Source organism: Mycobacterium sp. NGS41 (assembly GCF_059812725.1).
In genome coordinates, this window is sequence record NZ_JCALDF010000047.1 from 1 (window position 1) to 20,137 (window position 20,137).

At 64.2% G+C, this 20,137-nt stretch carries 14 protein-coding genes and 1 pseudogene; 10 read left to right on the forward strand and 5 right to left on the reverse strand.

Annotation, left to right across the window (positions count from 1 at the left end; all coding sequences use genetic code 11):
- The 3 genes from AC5Y21_RS24785 to AC5Y21_RS24795 form a co-directional block, all read right to left on the reverse strand.
- Positions 1-4,380: beta-ketoacyl synthase N-terminal-like domain-containing protein (locus AC5Y21_RS24785; RefSeq protein WP_499916582.1), on the reverse strand; the 4,380-nt coding region annotated here is incomplete at its 3' end.
- Positions 4,381-5,044: 664 nt separating this feature from the next.
- Positions 5,045-6,451: a hypothetical protein gene (locus tag AC5Y21_RS24790; RefSeq protein ID WP_499916584.1), complete on the reverse strand. Its 1,407-nt coding sequence runs from the start codon at positions 6,449-6,451 to the stop codon at positions 5,045-5,047.
- A gap of 201 nt (positions 6,452-6,652) precedes the next feature.
- Positions 6,653-8,053 (reverse strand): GMC oxidoreductase, encoded by a 1,401-nt coding sequence (locus tag AC5Y21_RS24795; RefSeq protein WP_499916586.1) that lies wholly within the window; start codon positions 8,051-8,053, stop codon positions 6,653-6,655.
- Positions 8,054-8,072: 19 nt separating this feature from the next.
- On the opposite strand from AC5Y21_RS24795, the gene AC5Y21_RS24800 reads away from it, so the two are divergent.
- The 4 genes and pseudogenes from AC5Y21_RS24800 to AC5Y21_RS24815 all read left to right on the forward strand — a co-directional run bounded on the left by AC5Y21_RS24800 (position 8,073) and on the right by AC5Y21_RS24815 (position 11,635).
- Positions 8,073-8,201, forward strand: a complete 129-nt coding sequence (locus tag AC5Y21_RS24800) for a hypothetical protein (protein ID WP_499916588.1) — start codon at positions 8,073-8,075, stop codon at positions 8,199-8,201.
- Positions 8,202-8,600: 399 nt separating this feature from the next.
- Positions 8,601-9,881: a glycosyltransferase gene (locus AC5Y21_RS24805; RefSeq protein ID WP_499916590.1), complete on the forward strand. Its 1,281-nt coding sequence runs from the start codon at positions 8,601-8,603 to the stop codon at positions 9,879-9,881.
- A gap of 78 nt (positions 9,882-9,959) precedes the next feature.
- Complete coding sequence (locus tag AC5Y21_RS24810) at positions 9,960-11,285, forward strand: hypothetical protein (RefSeq protein WP_499916593.1); 1,326 nt, start codon at positions 9,960-9,962, stop codon at positions 11,283-11,285.
- 120 nt (positions 11,286-11,405) lie between these two features.
- A pseudogene (locus AC5Y21_RS24815) lies at positions 11,406-11,635 on the forward strand (MbtH family protein).
- A gap of 18 nt (positions 11,636-11,653) precedes the next feature.
- On the opposite strand, the gene AC5Y21_RS24820 reads toward AC5Y21_RS24815, so the two are convergent.
- Positions 11,654-13,075, reverse strand: a complete 1,422-nt coding sequence (locus AC5Y21_RS24820; protein WP_499916595.1) for a hypothetical protein — start codon at positions 13,073-13,075, stop codon at positions 11,654-11,656.
- Between the two features lie 351 nt (positions 13,076-13,426).
- Between AC5Y21_RS24820 and AC5Y21_RS24825 the strand changes: the two genes are divergently transcribed.
- Complete coding sequence (locus AC5Y21_RS24825) at positions 13,427-13,549, forward strand: hypothetical protein (RefSeq protein WP_499916597.1); 123 nt, start codon at positions 13,427-13,429, stop codon at positions 13,547-13,549.
- Positions 13,546-14,511, forward strand: coding sequence for a sulfotransferase family protein (locus tag AC5Y21_RS24830; RefSeq protein WP_499916609.1), 966 nt, complete (start codon positions 13,546-13,548; stop codon positions 14,509-14,511). The genes AC5Y21_RS24825 and AC5Y21_RS24830 overlap by 4 nt, the downstream gene beginning before the upstream one ends.
- A 37-nt stretch (positions 14,512-14,548) precedes the next feature.
- Here the strand turns inward: AC5Y21_RS24830 and AC5Y21_RS24835 are convergent, their stop codons facing one another.
- A complete protein-coding gene (locus AC5Y21_RS24835) occupies positions 14,549-15,343 on the reverse strand; it encodes a GAP family protein (RefSeq protein ID WP_499916599.1) in 795 nt (264 codons plus the stop codon).
- A 158-nt stretch (positions 15,344-15,501) separates the two neighbouring features.
- Here AC5Y21_RS24835 and AC5Y21_RS24840 point away from each other — a divergent pair, with 158 nt between their 5' ends.
- From AC5Y21_RS24840 to AC5Y21_RS24855, 4 genes are all read left to right on the forward strand, one after another.
- Positions 15,502-16,500: a Gfo/Idh/MocA family protein gene (locus tag AC5Y21_RS24840; protein ID WP_499916601.1), complete on the forward strand. Its 999-nt coding sequence runs from the start codon at positions 15,502-15,504 to the stop codon at positions 16,498-16,500.
- A 214-nt stretch (positions 16,501-16,714) separates the two neighbouring features.
- On the forward strand, positions 16,715-17,989 hold the full coding sequence (locus AC5Y21_RS24845) for a WS/DGAT/MGAT family O-acyltransferase (protein ID WP_499916603.1): 1,275 nt from the start codon (positions 16,715-16,717) through the stop codon (positions 17,987-17,989).
- Between the two features lie 181 nt (positions 17,990-18,170).
- Positions 18,171-19,520, forward strand: coding sequence for a WS/DGAT/MGAT family O-acyltransferase (locus tag AC5Y21_RS24850; RefSeq protein WP_499916606.1), 1,350 nt, complete (start codon positions 18,171-18,173; stop codon positions 19,518-19,520).
- Positions 19,521-19,871: 351 nt separating this feature from the next.
- Positions 19,872-20,093 (forward strand): MbtH family protein, encoded by a 222-nt coding sequence (locus AC5Y21_RS24855; RefSeq protein WP_499916607.1) that lies wholly within the window; start codon positions 19,872-19,874, stop codon positions 20,091-20,093.
- Positions 20,094-20,137 lie beyond the last annotated feature (44 nt).

Here is a 20,137-nt window from a genome sequence, read left to right on the forward strand (position 1 = left end):
CACGGCGACCTCGATCTGCCCCGGGCCGGGTGGAATCCGGTCGCAGGCAACAAGTTCCAAAGTTTCCAGATCCCCCGGCGTGCGGATCTGCAGACGCATCCCCTCCCGCTGATGATCCACCACCGCCGTGCGCCGCTCCTCAGCACGCAACGGACCAGGCAACAACCTCGCCGCATACCACCCGCCGTCACGCCACGCGGTCTGGTCTTCCTCGGACCCGCTGAGCAGTTGGCATGCCAGTCGCTCGGCGTCGGTGCCGTTGTCCAGATCGATCTGAGTGACCGATAAGTGTGGATGTTCGGTACCGACCACCCTGATCAAACCCGTGAGCCCTGCCTGTTCCAGGTTGGCGACGTCACCATCCAGCACGGTGTGAGCGGCATGGGTCACGACGTACAGGCGAGGCGATTCGCCAGGGATTTCCGGCAATTCGCGGGTGATACGCACCAGATGCTGCACATACTCACGGCCCAGCAGCGGCGACTGGTCAACAGCGTCACCGCTTTTCGGCCCCGTCAATATCACTACACCGGTTAATCCACTGCCCAGCAGATGATTTCGCAGCTGCTGCCCGTTCAGCCCGTGATCGGCGTCCGGCGACCAGCACATGGTGGTGCAGTGCGACCCATGGTTCTTCAGGGCCGCGGTCAAAGTGGCGGCAAGCGCGTCTGCGTCGGCGGTAGCGCTGATCAGCAGCCAGTTTCCGGGGTGAGCATATTCCACGTCAGGCAGCTCTCGTGGCCGCCATTCGACGGTCAGCAGCCGCTCGGCCAGCACCAGATCTTTTTCTTCTTCTTCGGAGACGGCGATGCCCCATCGCAGCCCTTCCGCGGCGAGCAGGATCGCGCCGTGCTCGTCGAGCACCTCGAGATCAGCCTCGATCCCAGCCGCATCGGCTTTCGTCACCCGTGTGTAGCAGTACTGGGCGTTGCGAGCCGAGTCATATGCGCGCAGGAGCCGCAGACCCAGCGGCAAGGCCAGCACGTTTCCGCCAATCGCCTGGACATCCGGATGAGCCGCGACAGACTGAAAACAGGCATCCAGCAACGCCGGATGTGTGCCGTACGCATCTTGTTGGGAGCGGATCTGCCGGGGTAGCGCGACCTCGGCCAGCACCGTGTCGCATGCCTCCTCGCCGGTATGTACGGTGCCGAGACCGGTGAACGCCGGGCCGTACTGGAAACCCCGCTCGTCAAGGCACTTTCGCACCTGTGCGCCATCCTCGCTACGCGGATGCGCGGCAAGTAGCGCGGAGATGTCATGTGCAGATGGCCGCTCGTTGTCTGCGGCATGGAGGACTGCGGTAGCGAGCTGGGTTTGTTCGCCACCCTGATTTTTCTGCACCGTGAAGTCGACGACGCTCGAAAATGACAACGCCGCGGAAGCACCGATCGTGGTCTGTTCCTCGAGCAGCAGCGCCTGCTCGAAGCGGATGTCACGGACCTCGGATGTCTCGCCCAGCACGGCGCCCGCGGCCGCCAGCGCCATCTCGCAATACGCCGCCCCCGGAAGCACTGGCGCATTGCGGATCTGGTGATCGGCCAGCCACGGCTGGTCGGCAATGCCGACCTCGCCCTGCCACACGTGGCGCTCCGGTTCCTCCGGCAGGCGCACATGCGGGCCCAGCAGCGGATGCACCGAAACGGTGTGTCCGCCGTGTGTCGGGTAGGATTCCTGACCGTCGGGCTTCAACAGCAGCCGACGGTGCGTCCATGTCGGCAACGGCGCATCCACCAGCCACCCATTCGGATACAGCACCGAGAAGTCGACCGCCGCGCCCGCACCGTACAGATCCGCCACGAAGCCACGCAGCCCGTGCGGCAGTTTCTGCTCGCGGCGCAAGCTCGCCAGCGCGGCCACCGGCAGCTCGAGGGTCCGCGCATTTTGCACGAGAGCGCGGTTGAGCAGCGGGTGCGGTGCCAGCTCGGCGAACACCCGGTAGCCGTCATGCATAGCCGCCTGGACCGCCGCGCCGAACCGCACCGTGCGCCGCAAATTGTCCACCCAGTAGCGGGAATCGCACACCGGCAGCTCACGCGGGTCGAACAGGGTTGTCGAATAGAAAGGAACGTCCGGCGTCGTCGGAGCGAGCTCAGCCAGCGCCTCCGACAGTTCGTCAAGGATCGGTTGGACCTGCGGAGTGTGCCAGGCCAGGTCGGCGACCAGCTCGCGCACCACTACTGCCCGCGCATGCCAGGCGTCCACCAGTTCGCGCATCGTCTGGGCGGGCCCGCCGATCACCGTCGACTCCGGTGAAGCCACCACCGAGATCGCGATGCCTTTGATCCCGCGGGCCATCAACTCGGAAAGCACTTGCTGGGCAGGCATTACCACCATTGCCATCGCCCCGGAACCGGCGATCGTCGACATCAGCCGCGAGCTGCGGCAAATGACGCGAACCCCGTCTTCCAGCGACAGCGCACCCGCGACCACCGCCGCCGCAGCCTCGCCCAGCGATTGCCCGATGACTGCACTCGGGCGCACTCCGTAGGACTTCATGGTGGCCGCCAGCGCGAGCTGCATGGCGAACAGCGTCGGCTGGACCCGGTCAACGCCGGTCACTATTTCAGGCGCGTTGAGCGCCTCGGTCACCGAAAATCCCGACTCCTGGGCGATCAGTGGCTCGACCGCGGCGACGGTGGCGGCAAAGACCGGCTCACTGGCCAGCAGGTCAGCGCCCATCGCCGGCCAGTGTGACCCTTGCCCGGGGAACACCCACACCGGACCGTGATCGTCGCGGCCGGCCGCGGCCGCGTACGGAGTTTCGCCATCGGCGGTCTCGCGCAACCGTGCCGCCAGTTCGTCGGCGTCGTCGGCTACAACCGTCGTGCGCACCGGCCGGTGCCCACGGCGGCGCGCCAAGGTATAGGCCAGATCCGGCAGCGCCACGTCGTCGTGTGTTTGCACCCAGTCGGCCAACCGGTCGGCGGTGCGGCGCAGTTCGTCGGCCGAGGTGGACGACAGCGCAAAAAGTAACGGTTTCCCCGGCGCTGCTTCGGGATCGCTGCTGGCTTCGGTGTGTTCGGGAGCTTGTTCCAGAATTGCGTGCGCGTTGGTACCCGAGAACCCGTATGCCGACACCGCCGCCCGCCGCGGTTGCTGACCGTCGCTTGGCCACGGCGTATTTTTCTGCGGCACAAAAAGATTGGTTTTGATGCGGGCGAGCTCCTCCGGCAGGCGGGAGAAGTGCAGGTTCTGCGGGATCACACCATGCCGCAGGACCAGGACTGCCTTGATCAAGCCCAACGTTCCGGAAGTCGACTGGCTATGTCCGAAATTGGCCTTGGCAGAGTTGAGCGCGCAGGGGCTCTCAATGCCGTAAACCTCAGCCAGGCTGGCGAATTCGATCGGGTCACCCATTGGCGCGCCGGTGCCGTGCGCCTCCACCATGCCGACGGTCCCCGCGTCCACGCCCGCCGCCGCCAACGCGGCCCGGTAGGCGGCGACTTGCGCAGACTGCGACGGCGTGACGATGTTCGCCGTGCGGCCATCGTTGTTCAAGGCCGTGCCGCGCACCACCGCCAAGATCCGGTCGCCGTCGCGCAGCGCATCCGGTAACCGCTTGAGCAGCACCATCGCGCAACCCTCGCCAAGCGCAAATCCGTCCGCGGCGGCGTCGAACGCATGGCAGTGCCCGGTCGGCGACAGTACGCCGCCCGCTGACCCGGCGGCATATTTCCGTGGGTCCAGCGTGATGGAAACGCCGCCCGCCAGCGCCAGGTCGCATTCGCCGGTGTGCAGGCTGCGGCAGGCCATATGCACAGTCACGAGGCCGGACGAGCATGCGGTGTCCACCGTTATCGCCTGACCGCGCAAGTCCATGGCGTAGGCGATCCGACCGGACGCCATGCTGTAGCTGTTGCCGAGGAATCCGTACGCGCCCTCCAAGGCATGGGAATCGGCGGCCACCGATATGTAGTCGTCGTGCGTCAAACCCACGTAGACGCCGGTCCTCGAACCAGCCAGACTGGCCGGGTTGAGGCCGGCGTGTTCCACTGCCTCCCAAGAGGTTTCCAGCAATAGGCGGTGCTGCGGGTCGATCGCGGTCGCTTCCCGCTCCTCGATCCCAAAGAACTCGGAATCGAAACCGGATATGTCGTCCAGGAATGAGCCCCACTTCGACGCCGACCGGCCCGGCACCCCGGCCTCGGGGTCGTAGTACTCCTCGGCATCCCAGCGGTCGGGCGGGACCTCGGTGACCAGGTCATCGCCGCGCAGCAACGCTTCCCACAACTGCTCCGGCGAGTCGATTCCCCCGGGAAGCCGGCATGCCATGCCGATCACGGCAACCGGAGTGACAGGCGCAGCGGTCACATCGGGCGAAGACTTCGGTGAAGCTAAGCCACGCGCACCATCATCGATCGCCAGGGATGGAACCATTCCGCCTCCTCACAGCACTGACTACCTGGCCTTAATCCATGGCTTGATTCAAGGCGTGGCGGCCCCCCCGACGACCCGGCGTGCAACATCATGCGCGATGTCTGCCCTCCCCGAGTCGGGCCGTCGGCGGCCCCCGATGGCAGACGCAGGTTATTACGTAGGGTGCCCAGAACATATGAGGAATTCTTAAGATTGTTACGCAATCGTGATGTTAGCTAAGCTATCGCAGCGGAGTCGGATCATCGATCGTCGGCGCACATCTGTTGACCGGTGCACGGTGGGCGCCGCTCACGCATCGTCGCGACGCACGGGCACACTCCCGGTGGGCTCCGCAGCCGCGCGAAGTCGGCGCCCCAAGCCTCGCGGCTGCGCAGCGCGGAAACCCTGCTGCCGCATCAGATATCGAGCTGCGGCCGTAGTCCTGCTAGGTCACCAGCACTGTCCGAAATGTCGCGCGGGCTCTCCCGAGCATGTTTTGACCGTTGCACATGTGTGGAACATGTCGGGGCGAAAGCCCTTTGCCCATCGAATGATTCGGAATTCACCGCCAAGCGCCGTGTGTGACATGGCTGTTGAGTTCTCGCAAAATGGCAGGGAGTTCATCAGTATTCGTAGACGCCCCGCAGACCGGACGAGCGCCTTCAGCCGCTGCGGCGACGATTTCTCACTCGATCTGGCCGGTCAACTCGAAATCGGCCAGCGAGCGCGCGGCGAGCTCACGCAAGGCGGCCTTGGTGTTCTCGGCGCCCGGCTGGTAGGCGAGGACGCTGATCATCATCTTGCCGGGGATGCGGAACGACGCCAGGTTTACTTGGCCACCTATTTGCTCAAGCCACTGCCGCGTCACGTTTTGTCTCGGCCCTCGTGCGTAAACGTGCTCGGCATCGGTGCCATCCAAACGGACCAACACTGAGCCGAGATCGCCGAGATTGGAGCAAAACACGGGGCGGTCGGGGTCGCCGTGCGCCACCTCGGCCATCCGCTTCAATGCCCGCTTCGGAGTGAATGGGGTCAGCCAGAGGATCTGCCGCTCATCTGCTGCTGACGTATCCCGCAGAGCTTTCACCGCCTGCTTGATGGCGGCGCGGAGCTCATGCAGATCCGTCGTCAAGTGGGCGGGATCCACGCTGACGCGCGCAAACGACACCGCGATTGCCCGGGTGTCCTCCTCGTCGCGTTCGCTTATCGGCAGTTGCAGGGTGACGGCGCCGTCCCCGGGCCGCTGTCGCCCCATGTGCTCCCCGAACTTGGCAGCCAGCGCGGCGGCCAGCGTGCTGCTCGTTCCGCCGAGGGCCTTAGCGCGCCCATCCCATTCATCCAGTCGGACGCAGATCGTGATACCCGGTACGACGATCGCGTCACCGCCGTCGGCTGCACGGCGGGCGACGGGTCTCGATGCCGACGATCGGGCAGTGTCGTGCCGGTGCTCACGGGCCAGCTTTCCCGCCATCACCAGCGCCCGGGCAACCTCAGGTGCGTCTCGCGCTGTCTGCCGGGCGTCCTCTACCACCGCGCGCAGTCGAGTGCGTGAACGCGGCGGTGGGTAGCTAACGTCGGGTGTGTTGCCCAGCAGCGCATCGGCTAGCGCGATCGCCAACCCGAGGCCGTCGAGTAGGTAGTGGGAAATCACCAGGCTGACCGCGGTCGAGCCATCCGTGAGCGGAAGGACGCCGAGATGCCAGCCGGGCCCCCATTCCGGATCGGCGGCGAGTTGTGAGCGTTCGTCGACCCAGTCGCTGAGTTCCGCTCGCGGACGCGCGCGCGAACTGACGTCGATGTCCGACGGTCCACGATCCGCGACCCACCGATGCCGCGCGAACGGCAGCGGCGAACGCTCGATGCGCCGTCCCAACAACCCGTGTCCGAGATTGTGGTGGAAACGCCTCAGTGCGTCGAAATCGATCGGGTGCTCGTAAACCCACACGACCTGCATGACTTCCAGCTGGCCGGCGGCGCGATGTCCGGCGAACAACGCTTGGTCCACCATCGCGAGCCGATTGTCGAGTTGCATATCGCCGTCGGCTGCACGCGAGTTCAAGCGTTCACGTGCGCGACGCATCGGGGCCAGCACGGATCAGCTCCCGAAGACGCGGATCGACTCGCCCGTGCCGCGCGGCCGGGAATACATCTCAGCGCCTAAAGGACGCTGCGGTGCGGTGTGGGCCGCGGGGGGATCGAACCGATTCATCAGACGAGGCTACCGATCCAATTCCCGCGCCCGCCGCGCAAGCCGGCCTGAACGCCGACCCGCGATGGCATTTGCCACAGTTTGTCACGTGACAAATCGCACCTGGTGGATGTGCTCGGCTACCCGAAGGGCGTTTGCAGCGATTGTCAAACTCGGATTCAAACCGGCGCTGGACGGAAAGAATGAGCCGTCCACCACGTACAGGTTGTCCACTTCGTGCGCTCGATTCAGTGGGTCAAGCACACTGGATTTCGGGTCGGTACCGAAGCGGCAGGTGCCGCACACGTGGCCCAGGACTTTGTTGTCGTCAGCGCCCCGCAGGTTGACTTTCCGAAACGGCTCCAACACCGCTTCCAACTGCCGTAAAAGCACTTTGCGGCGCTCGATCTCACTGGCGTGAAGACGATACTGCATTCGCAGCCGCTGGCGGTCGTCCGAGGTTGACCGATCGCTTGGCAAGACGCGGTTGTCCAGATAGGGCAGGTCTTCCATGATCGACGCCAGCACCATGCCCCCACCGAGGTAGCGCTGGTAGATCCGGCGCGCCGCCGGGCTCGTCAGCCGCAACGCTCTCGCCCGCCAGCCCGGGGTGCTGGACAGAATCTCCAGGGGTGGCATCGAGCCGAACGATTGCACGGTGCCGTACTTTTGCCCCTCCCAGAAATAAAAATCATTGAGTCCAATTTCCTTGTTTTCGGCCGTGCTCTTGCGATCGGGTTCCGGCCAGATCTCGATCAAGTCGATCAGATGGCGCATCAAGTTGCGGCCCACCAAGTCCGAGCCGTTGGCCAATCCACGCGGCCAATCGCCGGAACGGGAATTGAGTAACAGTGCCGGGGTGGCCAACGCGCCCGCGGCCAGCACCACCACCTTTGCCTTGAGGGCCAGCGTGCCGAAGCGGCTCGCGCAGACCACTTGCTGGACCTGGGTTCGGTCCGCTTCCAAACGCAACGCCTGACACTCGGGTAGCAACTGGGCGCCGTGCTCGGCAATGGCTGGCAGCAGGCAGTTACGAGCGGCGTCGTTTTTGCACGACTGGTGACAGAGATAGCCCTGACAGGTGGCACAACTATCGAGGTAGTCGCAGGCCATCGGCAGGTGGTAGGGGTGCAATCCGCGACCAGCCAGATAGTCGACCAGGGGTTGGTTGTCTGCCGAAAAGGGCGGCGCCGCAGGCAAACCGATCTCGGCCGAATCCGGCCGCAGGGGATCGGGCTGACCGCGGACCCCCAGCAGTTTCTCGGCTGCCGCGTACCAGGGCCGCATCTGGTCGTAGGTGATGGGCCAGGCGTCCGGCACGGTGGAATCGCCGGGGTCGAGGAAGTTCTGGCGGGGAGTGAAATCGCGATCGAAAAATCGCTCGCATACCATGCCATAGAGGGCCGAAGACCCTCCCGTCCCGCTGCCGAGGAACGGCACAAACCGCCGCGAGAAGCGCTTGCTGATGTCTTCGATCTCGTCGGTTGTACGTCCGGCCCGCGCCAAGGCGTCAAGGTAGGTCTTTGTGGAACGGCCCGCCCGCGGGTCGGCCACTTCCGGCATCGAAGAGCGAATCGTCCCGGGCGTTCCGGGCAGCGTCGAGCGACCCTTCTCGACGAAAAGCACCCGGCGGCCCGACCGGGCCAACGAGTAGCCCAGCATTCCGCCCCCCATGCCGGTGCCCACGACAATCACATCCCACAAAATGTGTTCCGCCTCGCGCGCATCCAGCTCACGGTCGGTCAAATCGAGCTCCTCAGCGGATGACGGCCCAAAGCTTTGCCGGTTTGGGCGAATCAAGAACGTATCATCCGCTGCCACATACAGGTTGAGGTTCTTTCGCCGCTGCGATGGTGAAAAACCTGACCGGCCAAGTCAGGACAGGTTGCTTCGGCCGGTTCATGGGATCGTCGCGCCACACGTACCAAGAACTTTCTGGATTTAAGGTCGGTAGTGCGAGTATCGGGGTTATGCTGCCGGGCGTCTGAACCGGGGGCGAAGCTGCCGCTTGATTCCGCAGACGCGCGCCGGAAACGGAAGGCCAGAATCAGCAATGAAGTTTTTGCTGGCGAGCTATGGGACTCGTGGCGATGTCGAGCCAAGCGTTGCCGTCGGCTGCGAGTTGCTGAGCCGTGGGCACGAGGTCCGCATCGCAGTCCCGCCTGACCTACTCGACTTCGCCGAGTCGGCCGGACTTACGGCAAGCGCATACGGACCAGATTTGCAGGAAATGTTGGACGCCCACCGCAAGTTTTGGACCGGTGTCTTCCGCCACTTCTGGAGGATCCGCGAGCTCAACGAGTTGTGGCGCGAGGTCAAGAAGCAACGTAGCCAGTGCTTCGCGGAAATGAGCACGACGCTGACGTCGCTGGCCGACGGGGCCGACCTGCTGTTCACCGGCCTTGTTTACGAGGAGCTCGCCGCCAACGTCGCGGAGTATCACGGCATTCCGTTGGCTACGCTGCACTACTTCCCGATCCGTGCCAACGGCCAACTGCTGGCATTCCTGCCCGCGCCGTTGGCCCGCGCCACAATGACGGTCCAGGACTGGATAAGTTGGCGCGTGGCAAAGAAGGTCGAAGACACGCAGCGCCGTGAACTGGGCCTGCCGAAGGCTACCCGCCCCACGCCGCGACGGATCGCCGAGCGCGGATCGCTGGAAATCCAGGCCTACGATGAGGTTTGCTTCCCGGGTCTGGCTGCCGAGTGGGCGAAATGGGAGGGGCCGACCGGGTTCTTAAGGCCTTTCGTCGGCGCGCTGACGATGGAGTTGCCGACGGATGCCGACGACGAGGTCGCGTCGTGGATTGCCGCGGGAACACCGCCGATTTTCTTCGGATTCGGCAGCATGCCGGTCGAATCTGCCACCGATACGGTCGCGATGATCAACGAGGCCTGTGCGGAGTTGGGCGAGCGTGCGGTGATTTGCTCGGGTGGGAGTGATTTCAGCCGCGTCGCGCCGTCGGACCGCGTCATGGTCGTGGGGTCGGTAAATTATGCGGCGATCTTTCCCACCTGCCGAGCGGTGGTCCACCACGGTGGCGCGGGCACGACGGCGCTCGGCCTGCGCGCCGGAGTTCCGCAGTTGATCCTTTCAACCGACCTCGATCAGACACTGTGGGGAGTTCGGGTGAAACGGTTGAAAGTGGGTGTGGCCCGGCGGTTTTCGACCACCACCCAAGAATCGCTGGTTTCGGACCTGCGTCAGATCCTCGTTCCGTCATACGTCGTGCGGGCCCGCGAGATCGCCACCCAGATCACCAAATCCGCCGACAGCATCAGCCAAGCCGCCGACCGTGTGGAAGATTTCGCTCGCTTGCGGCGCGGTGGCTGATCGGTGACGTGAAATTGCGTTGCCCTTGAGGGGCGGAATCGCTTCGAAGACCTAAGGTACGAAGTACAGTTCGACAACGTGGCCCACCTACTCGATCCGCTCGACCAGAGCATGTTTGACATCGGACGAGTGACCGGATTTACCAGTCAACTGCAGTGTGTTTGGGTGTACAACCGCCCACTCGACATGGATGGTCTGCGCCGGTTCCACCACCATCTTCAGCGGGGCCGGTTGTCTCGGCGCATCGAACGGTCAGCACTGCCATTCGGCCGCCACCGCTGGGTATCGCCAAGCTACTCACCGGACATCGAGATCGTTGCGCCCGCTCGACCGCGCGAGGAATTCGACGGCTGGCTCAACGAGCAGGCCGACACGCTATTGGGTTGCGAAGACGGATCCGGGTGGCGCCTTGCGGCGTTCCCGTTCACCGACGGGGGCGCCGGACTGAGTTTCGTCGTCTCACACTGTGTTACGGACGGAATAGGACTGTGCGAGGCACTGGCAGACGCAGCGTTGGGACGCGATGACCCGATCGACTGGCCCGCCGGCGCATCGCGCCGGCGGTGGCAAGCCGTGCGCGAAGATGCCCGCCAAGTTGCCCACGACATCCCCGCCATGGGCCGCGGTGTCGCCGCCGCGGTGCGCTGGGCCCGGAACAGCCACGGTGGTGGCAACGCCGCCACCCCGAGCGCGCCGCGAAACGTGTCCGACAAATCCGTCACGCTCTCGATGGCGACGGTATTTGTCGAAGCCGGGCAGTGGGATGCTCGCGCGGAGTCACTTGGCGGGACCAGTAACTCACTGCTTCTGGGATTGGCGGCCCGCCTCGCACAGCGGGATGGAAGGGTAGCCGCCGACGGCTCGGTCGCGGTGAGTATGCCGGTGAATGACCGCGTCGACGGTGATACGCGTGCCAACGCGATTTATGACGCCGTCGTCACGGTTGACCCAGCACTGGCGGTGACGGACCTGACCAAGATCCGGGCCGCAGTCAAAGCAGCGATGAATCGCCATCGAGAGGTGCGCGACGAATCCCAGGCAGTGTTGCCTCTCGTTCCCCTGTTGGGTCTGGTGCCTAAGCGGCTCCTGCACGGGGGTCGCGGCGGCGGCGATGCGACCAGCTACATCGCGGCATCCAACCTTGGTGTGGTTAACCCGGCCACCAGTCGGCCAGATGGCACAGACGCCGAGTGCTTCGCCATGAAGTGGCTCTACCCGGGAGCGACCGAGGCGACGCTGCGCCGGCTCGACGGATTCAGGATGCTCGTATCGGGACGAGCCTGCGGCCAGGTCTTCGTCTCGGTCAGTGCCTATCATCATAATTGCGCTGACCCGAAGCAGCTTGTACACCAAAGTATTTCGAGCGCATTGGACGACTTCTCGCTCTCCGGCACGTATCTCTGAGCATCCTGAACCAGGTCTGATTCAACTACCCGCGCGTAACACCGGGTGCCGGTCGGGCATCGATCTCCATTACCGTTGGGAGCGGTTTACTCGTATCTCGCAGGACCGTCTGGAGAAGTGGTGAGCGTCAATCCGTTCGACGACGAAAAGGGCAGTTTTTTCGTGTTGGTCAACGACGAGGAGCAACACAGCCTCTGGCCGACGTTCGCAGATGTTCCCGCGGCTGGCGGGTGGTTTACGGCGAAGCCGACCGTGCCGCTTGTCTGGACTACATCGAACAGAACTGGCCAGATATCCGGCCCAAGAGCCTGCGCGACCGGCTGGCAGCGGACGGGTCTTCGGATAGCTGACTGACGAGGGACGACTACTTAGTCGATCTCGCCGGTCAGGTCGAACTCAGCCAGCGTGCGCGCGGCCAGTTCACGCAGCGCGCGCTTGGTGTTCGCGGCGCCCGGTTGATATGCGACGACGGAAATACAAATCTTGGTGCCCAGGCGCCACGAGTACACCCTCAGTTGGCCGCCCAGCCGCTCAAGCCGCTCTGGCGTCAGGTTTAGCCAAACCCCTCGCGCGGTGGCGTACTCCGCCTCGGTGCCATCGACACGGTAAAGCTGCGACCCTAGGTCGCCGAGATTAGAACACAGCACCGGGAAATTGGGGTCGGGCCGCCCGGCATTGGCGATCCGTTTCAGCACCCACTTTGGCGTCAACGCCATCAACGAAAGGAACTGCGACGGCTCATCCAGCGTCTCCCGCGAAGCGGTGAGCGCTTGCTTGATGGCGGCTCGGAGGTCACCCAGATCTGTCGTGACTTTCGACGGGTCGATGCTGGCGGTGGTAAGGGACACTGCGTTCGCACGCGTATCGTGCTCGGTGCGTTTGCTGATGGGCAGTAGCAAGGTGACGGCGCCGTCGCTGGCACGTCGGCGTCCCATGCGCTCCGCGAGCTTCGCGGCAAACCCAGCGGCCAGCGCGTGACTCGTTCCGCCAAGAGCCTTCGCGCGGGCATCCCAAACGTCGAGGCCGACGCTTATCGTGACACCCGGCTGCAGGAGACCCTTATCGCCGTCGTCGTCGGGAGGGACGCCGACGGGTTGCGGTGCGGTTGATCCGGCAAGATCGCCGTCCCGGCGTACTCGGGCCCGGTCCTGCCGCGCACGACGGGCTTGTCTTGCTGCCGCGGCAACCGCGCGGGCGACCTCAGCTGCGTCCCGAGCCGTTTGGCGAGCATCCTGAGCCACCGCGTGCCTTCGAGTACGTGAGCCGGGGGGTGGGTAGCCAAGATCCCGCCGCATTCCCAGAACCGCTTCACTCAGCACCAGGACACCCCCGAGGCCGTCGATCAGATAGTGGGAAATCGTCAGGGTGACCGCAGTGGAGCCATCGGTAAGTGGCAGGACGCCGAGACGCCAGCCCGGCCCCCATTCCGGGTCAAGAGGCACTTGTGCACGTTCGTCAAGCCAGTCGCTGAGTTCCTCGCGGGGGCGAGCGCGCTCAGCGATTTCGATGTCCGATGGCCCCCGATCGGCGACCCACCGGCACCGGGCGAACGGCAGCGGTGAACGCTCGATGAGCCGTCCCAACAGCCCATGACCGAGATTCTGGTGAAAACGTCTCACCCCATCGAGGTCGATGGGGTGCTCATAAAGCCACACGACCTGGATGACCATCTCCTGGCCGGTGGCGCGTTGCCCGACGAACAAGCCGTGGTCCATGGACGCGAGCAGATTATCTTGCGGTGCATCACCGTTGGAGCCGCGGCTCTTAACGGATGCACGTTGCGGACGCATACGGACTGCCACTGATCAGCCTCCGATTACACAGGATTCGTCCGCGCCGCCCTGTGACGCGTAGATCTCGTCGCGGAGGGCGATGCTTCCCGGGACTTCGTGGGACTTTGCGGCGCACCGATGCATCAGACGAGAGTAGCCGATCCGGTGCTTCAGCTCGGTCGATGTAGCTCAGATACTGAGCTGTGGTCGTCGATGCCGAAGACCGCGACTTACCTCGGTAACAGTGGGCATTTGGCCCGCTCGATATCGCACTGGGTAGCAGAGGTGAGGCCGGGCCGCGCCCCGTAGATTATTGCGGATTCACGTGATTCACCGCGACAGCGGCGGACACCTGTCTATATTGGCGCCATGACAAATAGCCGTCGCAGCGCTGCGAAGCGCATCGCAAGGTTTCCTTCTCTCGCCCCGGCGGCGGCACAGGTCGAGCTGCTCTATGCGGCCGGCATAGCCACCGTGGAGTCGTGCTCGTGACCGGCGCCGCGCAGAACGGAAGTACGGCCCGTCCGTTGGCTCTGTTCGTGGTGGGAATAGGCCGGTCCGGAACATCGGCGCTGACCCGGGTTCTCTCGCTTTGCGGCGGTGCGCTGCCGGGCGGGATGATGGGCGCCGATGCACGCAATCCGAGTGGCTATTGGGAACCGCGGGCGGCGCTGCATCTCAACGACAAGATCCTGTACCGCAACGGCACCACCTGGGACGACCCGACGATGCACCTCCAGGAGGAAGGTGCCATCGACGCCAAAGAGTACGCCGCCTGCGTCGACGAGATCGGGGCGTTTCTCACGACGTTGCCGGCCGCGCCGCTCGTCGTCATCAAGGAACCGCGGATAACGCTGCTGTCCGACATGTGGTTTGAGGCAGCACGTCTAGCCGGGTTCGACGTCGGTGCCTTGATTCCGCTGCGCCACCCGCAGGAGGTAGTCGCGTCGCTTGCGGCGATCATCGAAGACCCGCCGGAGATATCGAGTGCCTTGTGGCTGAAATTCAGTCTGTTGGCCGAAAGACAGACGCGCGCCCTTCCGCGCGTGTTCGTCGAGTACACAAACCTTCTCAACGACTGGCGTCGGGAAGTAGCGCGGATTTCGGCGACGCTTGGGATCGATCTCAGCACCCCGGACGAGAGCGCAGTCGACGAGTTTCTCAAACAGGATCTTCGGCGCCAGCAACACGCGGGCCCGGTGACAGAGGTCCTCGAGACAGACTGGGTTTCCAGGGTTTACGAGGAGTTGTGCGGGGCGGCGCGGGATGAGCCCGTGGATGAGTCAGCGCTGGATCGCGTATTCGAGGGGTATCGCGCGAGCGAGCATCTTCTCCGGGCGGCGTTCGAGGATTTCCGCGGCCATTCCAACACCAGGGCCCTTCGCCCGTCCGTCCTGAAGTTGATCCGCGCGACCCGCGCAATGGCTCACCGGCGCAGCGGGACTTGGGCCTGACTGACGCTTACCAGCTGCCGGGCTGTCGGCCGCCAGCTCAGGCGATGCCCTGGGCCAGCAGCGCGATCCCACCCACAACCAACGTGGCTACCAAGATCTTCCGGCGCTGAGTTCGTGCCCAGTCGTGCAACAGTCGCAGCACCGCTTGGGTTTTCGCTGGGATGACCAGATAGCTGACGAGCGTGATCTCGAAAACCCAAAGCGCCGCGAGGACGAATGCGATGACGGCGCCAACCTGGGCGCCTATCGACGCTCCCGAGGTCACGATCAGAGTGTCTATGAACACAATCATGGGCGGCCCCGGCAGCGATATCAGGCCGAATGCGAACGCGACCCACAAGGATCCGTTTTCCCACGCATTGCGGGCCCGCCCGAGCAGCCGACGAAATGCAGACCCTTCCTCCGTTGTCGCATCCGGCGCGCCGCCCAGCAGCCGCTCGATTCCGGTCGGCGGATTCGAGTCCAGCACCATCGTCGACGTTGTGCCGCCTGGTCCCGGCTGGCGCGCTTTCTGACGCGCCAGGAAGCGCGCTATCAGCAGCGCGGCGATGGCTAGCGCGAGCACACCTACCCCGAATTGAATGTGCCGGAACGTGGAGCCCACGGACGTCGTCGGCGTTGCCAAGTCTTTCGAGAAAGACGTAAGGCTTGGAGTTGAATGCAGCACCATCAGCGGAATCAGCAGCAGGGGAATATTCGCTATCAGGCTGCCTAGCCAGCAGGCGAGCAGATTATGCAGGGACCGTGGCCGGGAAATGAGGAGCAGGATGAGGCCCAGGAGTACCGGGTTGAGCGCCACGAGCAACCCCAACCCCACGACTGAGCCCCACACGGTCGGAACCATACCTGACCGGCTGTTCGGCGTTGGCTCGTTTGAAGCTTTCCAAATCGTCTCCCGGCCGGCTGGAACACCCATTCTGCTGCGGGTCTGCGGGCTGGACGCAGCACCCTACGGTCGAATGACTCGGATCAACTGCTAGCGTCGGCTCCGTGTCTGGGCGCGCGTCTACGCTGCGGATCGGCATCCTGGGCGCGGCTCGCATCACACCGTTGGCGCTCATCAACCCGGCCCGGGAAAACGGCGAGGTCGTGGTGGCCGCGGTGGCGGCGCGGGACGTATCTCGTGCTCAAGCCTTTGCTGCCGAACACGGCATCGATCGGGTGCACGACAGCTACGAGGCGTTGATTTCCGATCCGGACGTGGATGCTGTCTATATCCCGCTTGCGAATGGCTTGCACGGCAGGTGGACTCGAGCTGCGATCGCCGCGAACAAGCATGTGTTGTGCGAAAAGCCGTTTACTGCCAATGCCGACGAGGCCCATGAGATCGCCGAACTCGCCACGAAGTCGGACCGGGTGGTAATGGAGGCATTCCACTATCGTTACCATCCGTTGACTTTGCGCGCTGAGCAGATCGTTGCTTCGGGGGAGCTGGGCAAACTGGAGCGCGTGGAGGTAGCCATGTGCGTATTGCTGCCCCAGTTCTCCAGCAACCTCTACAATTACGCCCTTTCCGGTGGCGCGACGATGAACGCCGGAAGCTATGCAGTCGACATGGTCCGCATGTTTGGCGGTTCGACCCCGGAAGTCGTTTCGGCGCAGGCGAAATTGCGTGGTCCTGAGGTGGACCGGGCCATGACGGCCGAGTTGCGCTTTGCGGGTGGGCACACCGGCCGTGTCCGCTGCTCGGTGTGGTCGTCGGATCTGCTGCGGGTGAGCGCCAAGGTCGTCGGCGACCGCGGCGAGTTGCGGGTGCTCAATCCGGCGGTACCGCAGTCCTTCCGTCGCCTCTCGGTCCGGTCGGCCGACGGCAAACGTGTGGAGCGCTTCCCGCGGCGCGCCTCCTACGCGTATCAGCTAGACGCCTTCGCGGCGGCGGTGCTGCACGGTGAACCGGTGAAGACGACACCGCGAGACGCGGTCGAGAACATGACCGTGATCGATGCGATCTATCGCGCCGCCGGCCTATCGCTTCGCCAGCCGGCCTGAACGCTGATCCATTCGCCAGTTGAGATCGGACCACAAGCGACGTCCGCGCCGGCTTGTGCGGGGGCGGCTGTGCGGCGACGCATATTCCGAGTTATCTACGGACCGATCTCATTTCGGGGTGAAATGGGACTCTGAGCCATGCGATCCGAAGTACGGTACAGAAGTGGGCAACGTACTCGATCTGCACGACCAGACAAAGTTTGACTTTGGTCGAGTGACTGGAGTCACCAGCCAACTGCAGTGCGTCTGGGTGTACAACCGTCCGGTCGAACTCGACGGTCTGCGCCAGTTCCATGAGCACCTTCGGCACGGGCGGTTGCGTCGGGGTATCGAACGGTCTCCGCTGCGGTTCGGCCGTCATCGCTGGATATCTTCTGGCGGCTCATCGGACTTGGAGATCGTCGCGACGGCGCGACCCCGCGAAGAATTCCATGTCTGGCTCAGTGAGCAGGCCAGTATCCCAGTGGATTGCGAGTGTGGACCTGGATGGCGTCTTGCGGTGGTTCCGTTCACCGATGGCGGCACCGGGGTGAGTTTGGTCGTCTCCCATTGTCTGATTGATGGCGTCGGGTTGTGCGAGGCCATTGTGGATGCGGTATTTGGCCGCGATGACCCGATCAGCTGGCCTGCTGCCGGATCTCGGCGACGGTGGCAGGCGCTGCGCGAGGATGCCAGCCAGACGGTCCGCGACACTTCCGCTATGTGCCGCGGGGCCGCCGCCGCGGTCCGGTTGGCCCGGCGTAGCCGCGGTGGTGCCGGGGCCGCCACCCCGCGGCCTGCGCTTCCTGCCGGCGCCGACGATTTCGTCACGCTCCCAACGGCAACGATCTTTGTCGATGCCCACGAGTGGGAGGCGCGGGCCCGTTCACTTGGGGGGACCAGCAACGCGCTGCTGGTGGGAGTGGCGGCCCGGCTCGCCCAGCGAGCGGGATGGGCCAGTGCAGACGGCTCGGTCACGTTGACGATGCCGGTCAACGAGCGCGTTGCCGGCGATACTCGCGCCAACGCGAACTTCGTCGTTGCCGTGACGGTTGACCCTTCGCTTGCGACGACGAACCTGCGTGAGATCCGAGCCGCAGTCAAACAGGTGCTGATTCGCCACCAGGAGGTGCGTGACGACGAGCGGGCAGTGATGTCGATCGTTCCCCTGGTGGGCCTGGTGCCCCAACGGCTCATTCGCAAGGCCAGCCGCGGCGGCGACGGAAGTAGCGTCATCGCATCCAACCTCGGTGTGGTCGATCCGGCCGCCAGCCGGCCAGATGGCACCGACGCCGACCGCTTCGCGATGAAGATTCTCTACTCGGGCGTGACCGAGGCGGTGATGCATCAGTCCGGCGGACTGCAGGTTTTGCTTTCGGGAACAGCGCATGGACAATTCTTCTTTTCCATCGTTGCCTACCAGCCGCTTGGTCTCAACTCGTATGACGCCTTGCGACAAGACGTTTCGAGCGTTTTGGACGACTTCTCGCTGACCGGCACGTATCTCTGAGCGCTAAGACCAGCGAAGAATCGTCTAGGGTCACCGTCGCCTTCACGACTCCCGGGACTGGCGGCCTACGACTGCATTCACTACCGCTCCCGCAAGTACAGCGCATTATCGCTTGATTCGGCAGTTGACATTAACGGCGAAAGCGATTCCAAGGTATGCGGTAACGAAGTATTTTGCGACCATGGACAACCTACTGGATCCGCTCGACCAGACGCCGTTTGACGTCGGGCGAAAGCTGGGAGGCGCGAGTCAGCTGCAGTGTATCTGGGTGTACGACCGCCCAGTCGACATCGACGGCCTGCGGCAGTTCCATGACCACCTTCAGCGGGGGCGAGTATCCCGGCGCATCGAACGGTCACCATTGCGGGTCGGGCGCCACCGATGGATATCGCCCGGTGGTTTCTCCGACCTTGAGATCGTCGCGTCGGCCCGACCACGTGAAGAATTCGACGGCTGGCTCAACGAACAGGCCAACACTCCGCTGGATTGCGAGCAGGGGCCCGGCTGGCATCTTGCGATGTTGCCGTTCAGCGACGGCGGCGCCGGGTTGAGCTTGGTCATCTCACATTGCCTCACCGATGGCGTCGGGCTGTGCGAGGCGCTTGCGGATGCGGTGGCTGGCCGCGACGACCAGATCAGCTGGCCAGTTGCCGGATCGCGCCGGCGGTGGCAGGCGCTGCGCGAGGACGCCCGTCAGACCGTGCGCGACATTCCCGCTATCGGCCGCGGCCTCGCCGCCACCGTACGATTGGCCCGTCGCACCCGCAGTGGCGCGCCCGGACGGGCCCCCACGCTGCCGGCGCCGGCCGCCGGAGGTGATGAACCCTTCGCGATCCCAATGGCAACCATCTTCGTCGATGCCGAACAGTGGCGGTCCCGAGCAGACGCACTCGGCGGGACCAGTAACGCACTGCTCGTGGGATTGGCGGCCCGATTCGCCCAGCGGCTGGGACGGGTCACCGCAGACGGCTCGGTGGTCGTGAGAATTCCGGTCAACGAGCGTGCCGCGGACGATACCCGTGCCAACGCGCACCGCTATCTCGAGCTGACGGCCGACCCTGCCACTGCGACGACGGACCTGAGCAAGATCCGCGCCACACTCAAAGAAACGCTGAGCCGCCACCAAGAGGCCCCCGATGACGAGGGGGCGGCCGCGGCCATCATTCCTCTGCTGGCGCTAGTTCCCAAGCGGCTCCTGCAAAACGTCGGCAGCGGTCGGGCGGGCCTCGTCGTCACCTCCAACCTCGGCGTGGTCAACCCAGCCGCCAACCGGCCAGATGGCACCGACGCCGATTACTTCGCGATGAAGGTTCTCTATCCTGACGTGCCCGAGGCGAGGATGAACCGGTACGGCGGACTGCAGTTTTTCCTGTCGGGCATCACGGACAGGCATGTCTTCATCTCGGCCACTGCCTATGAGCCGGGTCGCACCAATTCGAATGAGCAGCTGCGACAGAATCTTTCGAGCGCATTGAACGACTTCTCGCTCACTGGAACGCATCTCGGAGCGTTCGGAATCACCAACCAATGAAGAAACCAGCAAGTTGACAGCGTTTCCTCAGGTACGTCTCCTGGGACGTAGCACATTCGGTGGCTTGGGGTGAGCCCAGAGTCCACGGAACTTCAGCACTGAGACCGAGACTTCGTCGTTTCAGAGCCCGTGCCGGCCGGCAGCGAAAAGTACAAAGCCATCGCCGCATGTCACAGTACCGCAAGCCACCACCGTTTCGGATGCCGCTGACGAACGCACTAGGCTGTCAGTTGTGTCCGGCGTCACGGTACGGAGCACCAGGAACTTTCCCCAAACCGCGGACAGGCCCTGATCGCCTCAACTACCGTTGGGACCGGTTTCACGTGTCTCATTAGACGGTTTGGAGAAGTGGTGAGCGTAAATCCGTTCGACGACGACAACGGCAGTTTTTTCGTGTTGGTCAACGACGAGGAGCAACACAGCCTCTGGCCAACGTTCGCAGATGTTCCCGCGGGCTGGCGGGTGGTTTACGGCGAGGCCGACCGTGCCGCTTGTCTGGAATACATAGAACAGAACTGGCCGGACATACGGCCGAAGAGTTTGCGAGAAAGGCTCGCGGCTTCTGATAAGTGAACCCTTCGTCGGCGGGGGGAGTAGGGCGGAAATTTGGGGGAGTC

Bases quoted from the DNA above. Each gene is read 5' to 3' on its own strand.
- AC5Y21_RS24850 (WP_499916606.1), top strand. From the start codon at position 18,171: ATGGACAACCTACTGGATCCGCTCGACCAGACGCCGTTTGACGTCGGG.
- AC5Y21_RS24820 (WP_499916595.1), bottom strand. From the start codon at position 13,075: ATGCGTCCGCAACGTGCATCCGTTAAGAGCCGCGGCTCCAACGGTGAT.
- AC5Y21_RS24825 (WP_499916597.1), top strand. From the start codon at position 13,427: ATGACAAATAGCCGTCGCAGCGCTGCGAAGCGCATCGCAAGGTTTCCT.
- AC5Y21_RS24805 (WP_499916590.1), top strand. From the start codon at position 8,601: ATGAAGTTTTTGCTGGCGAGCTATGGGACTCGTGGCGATGTCGAGCCA.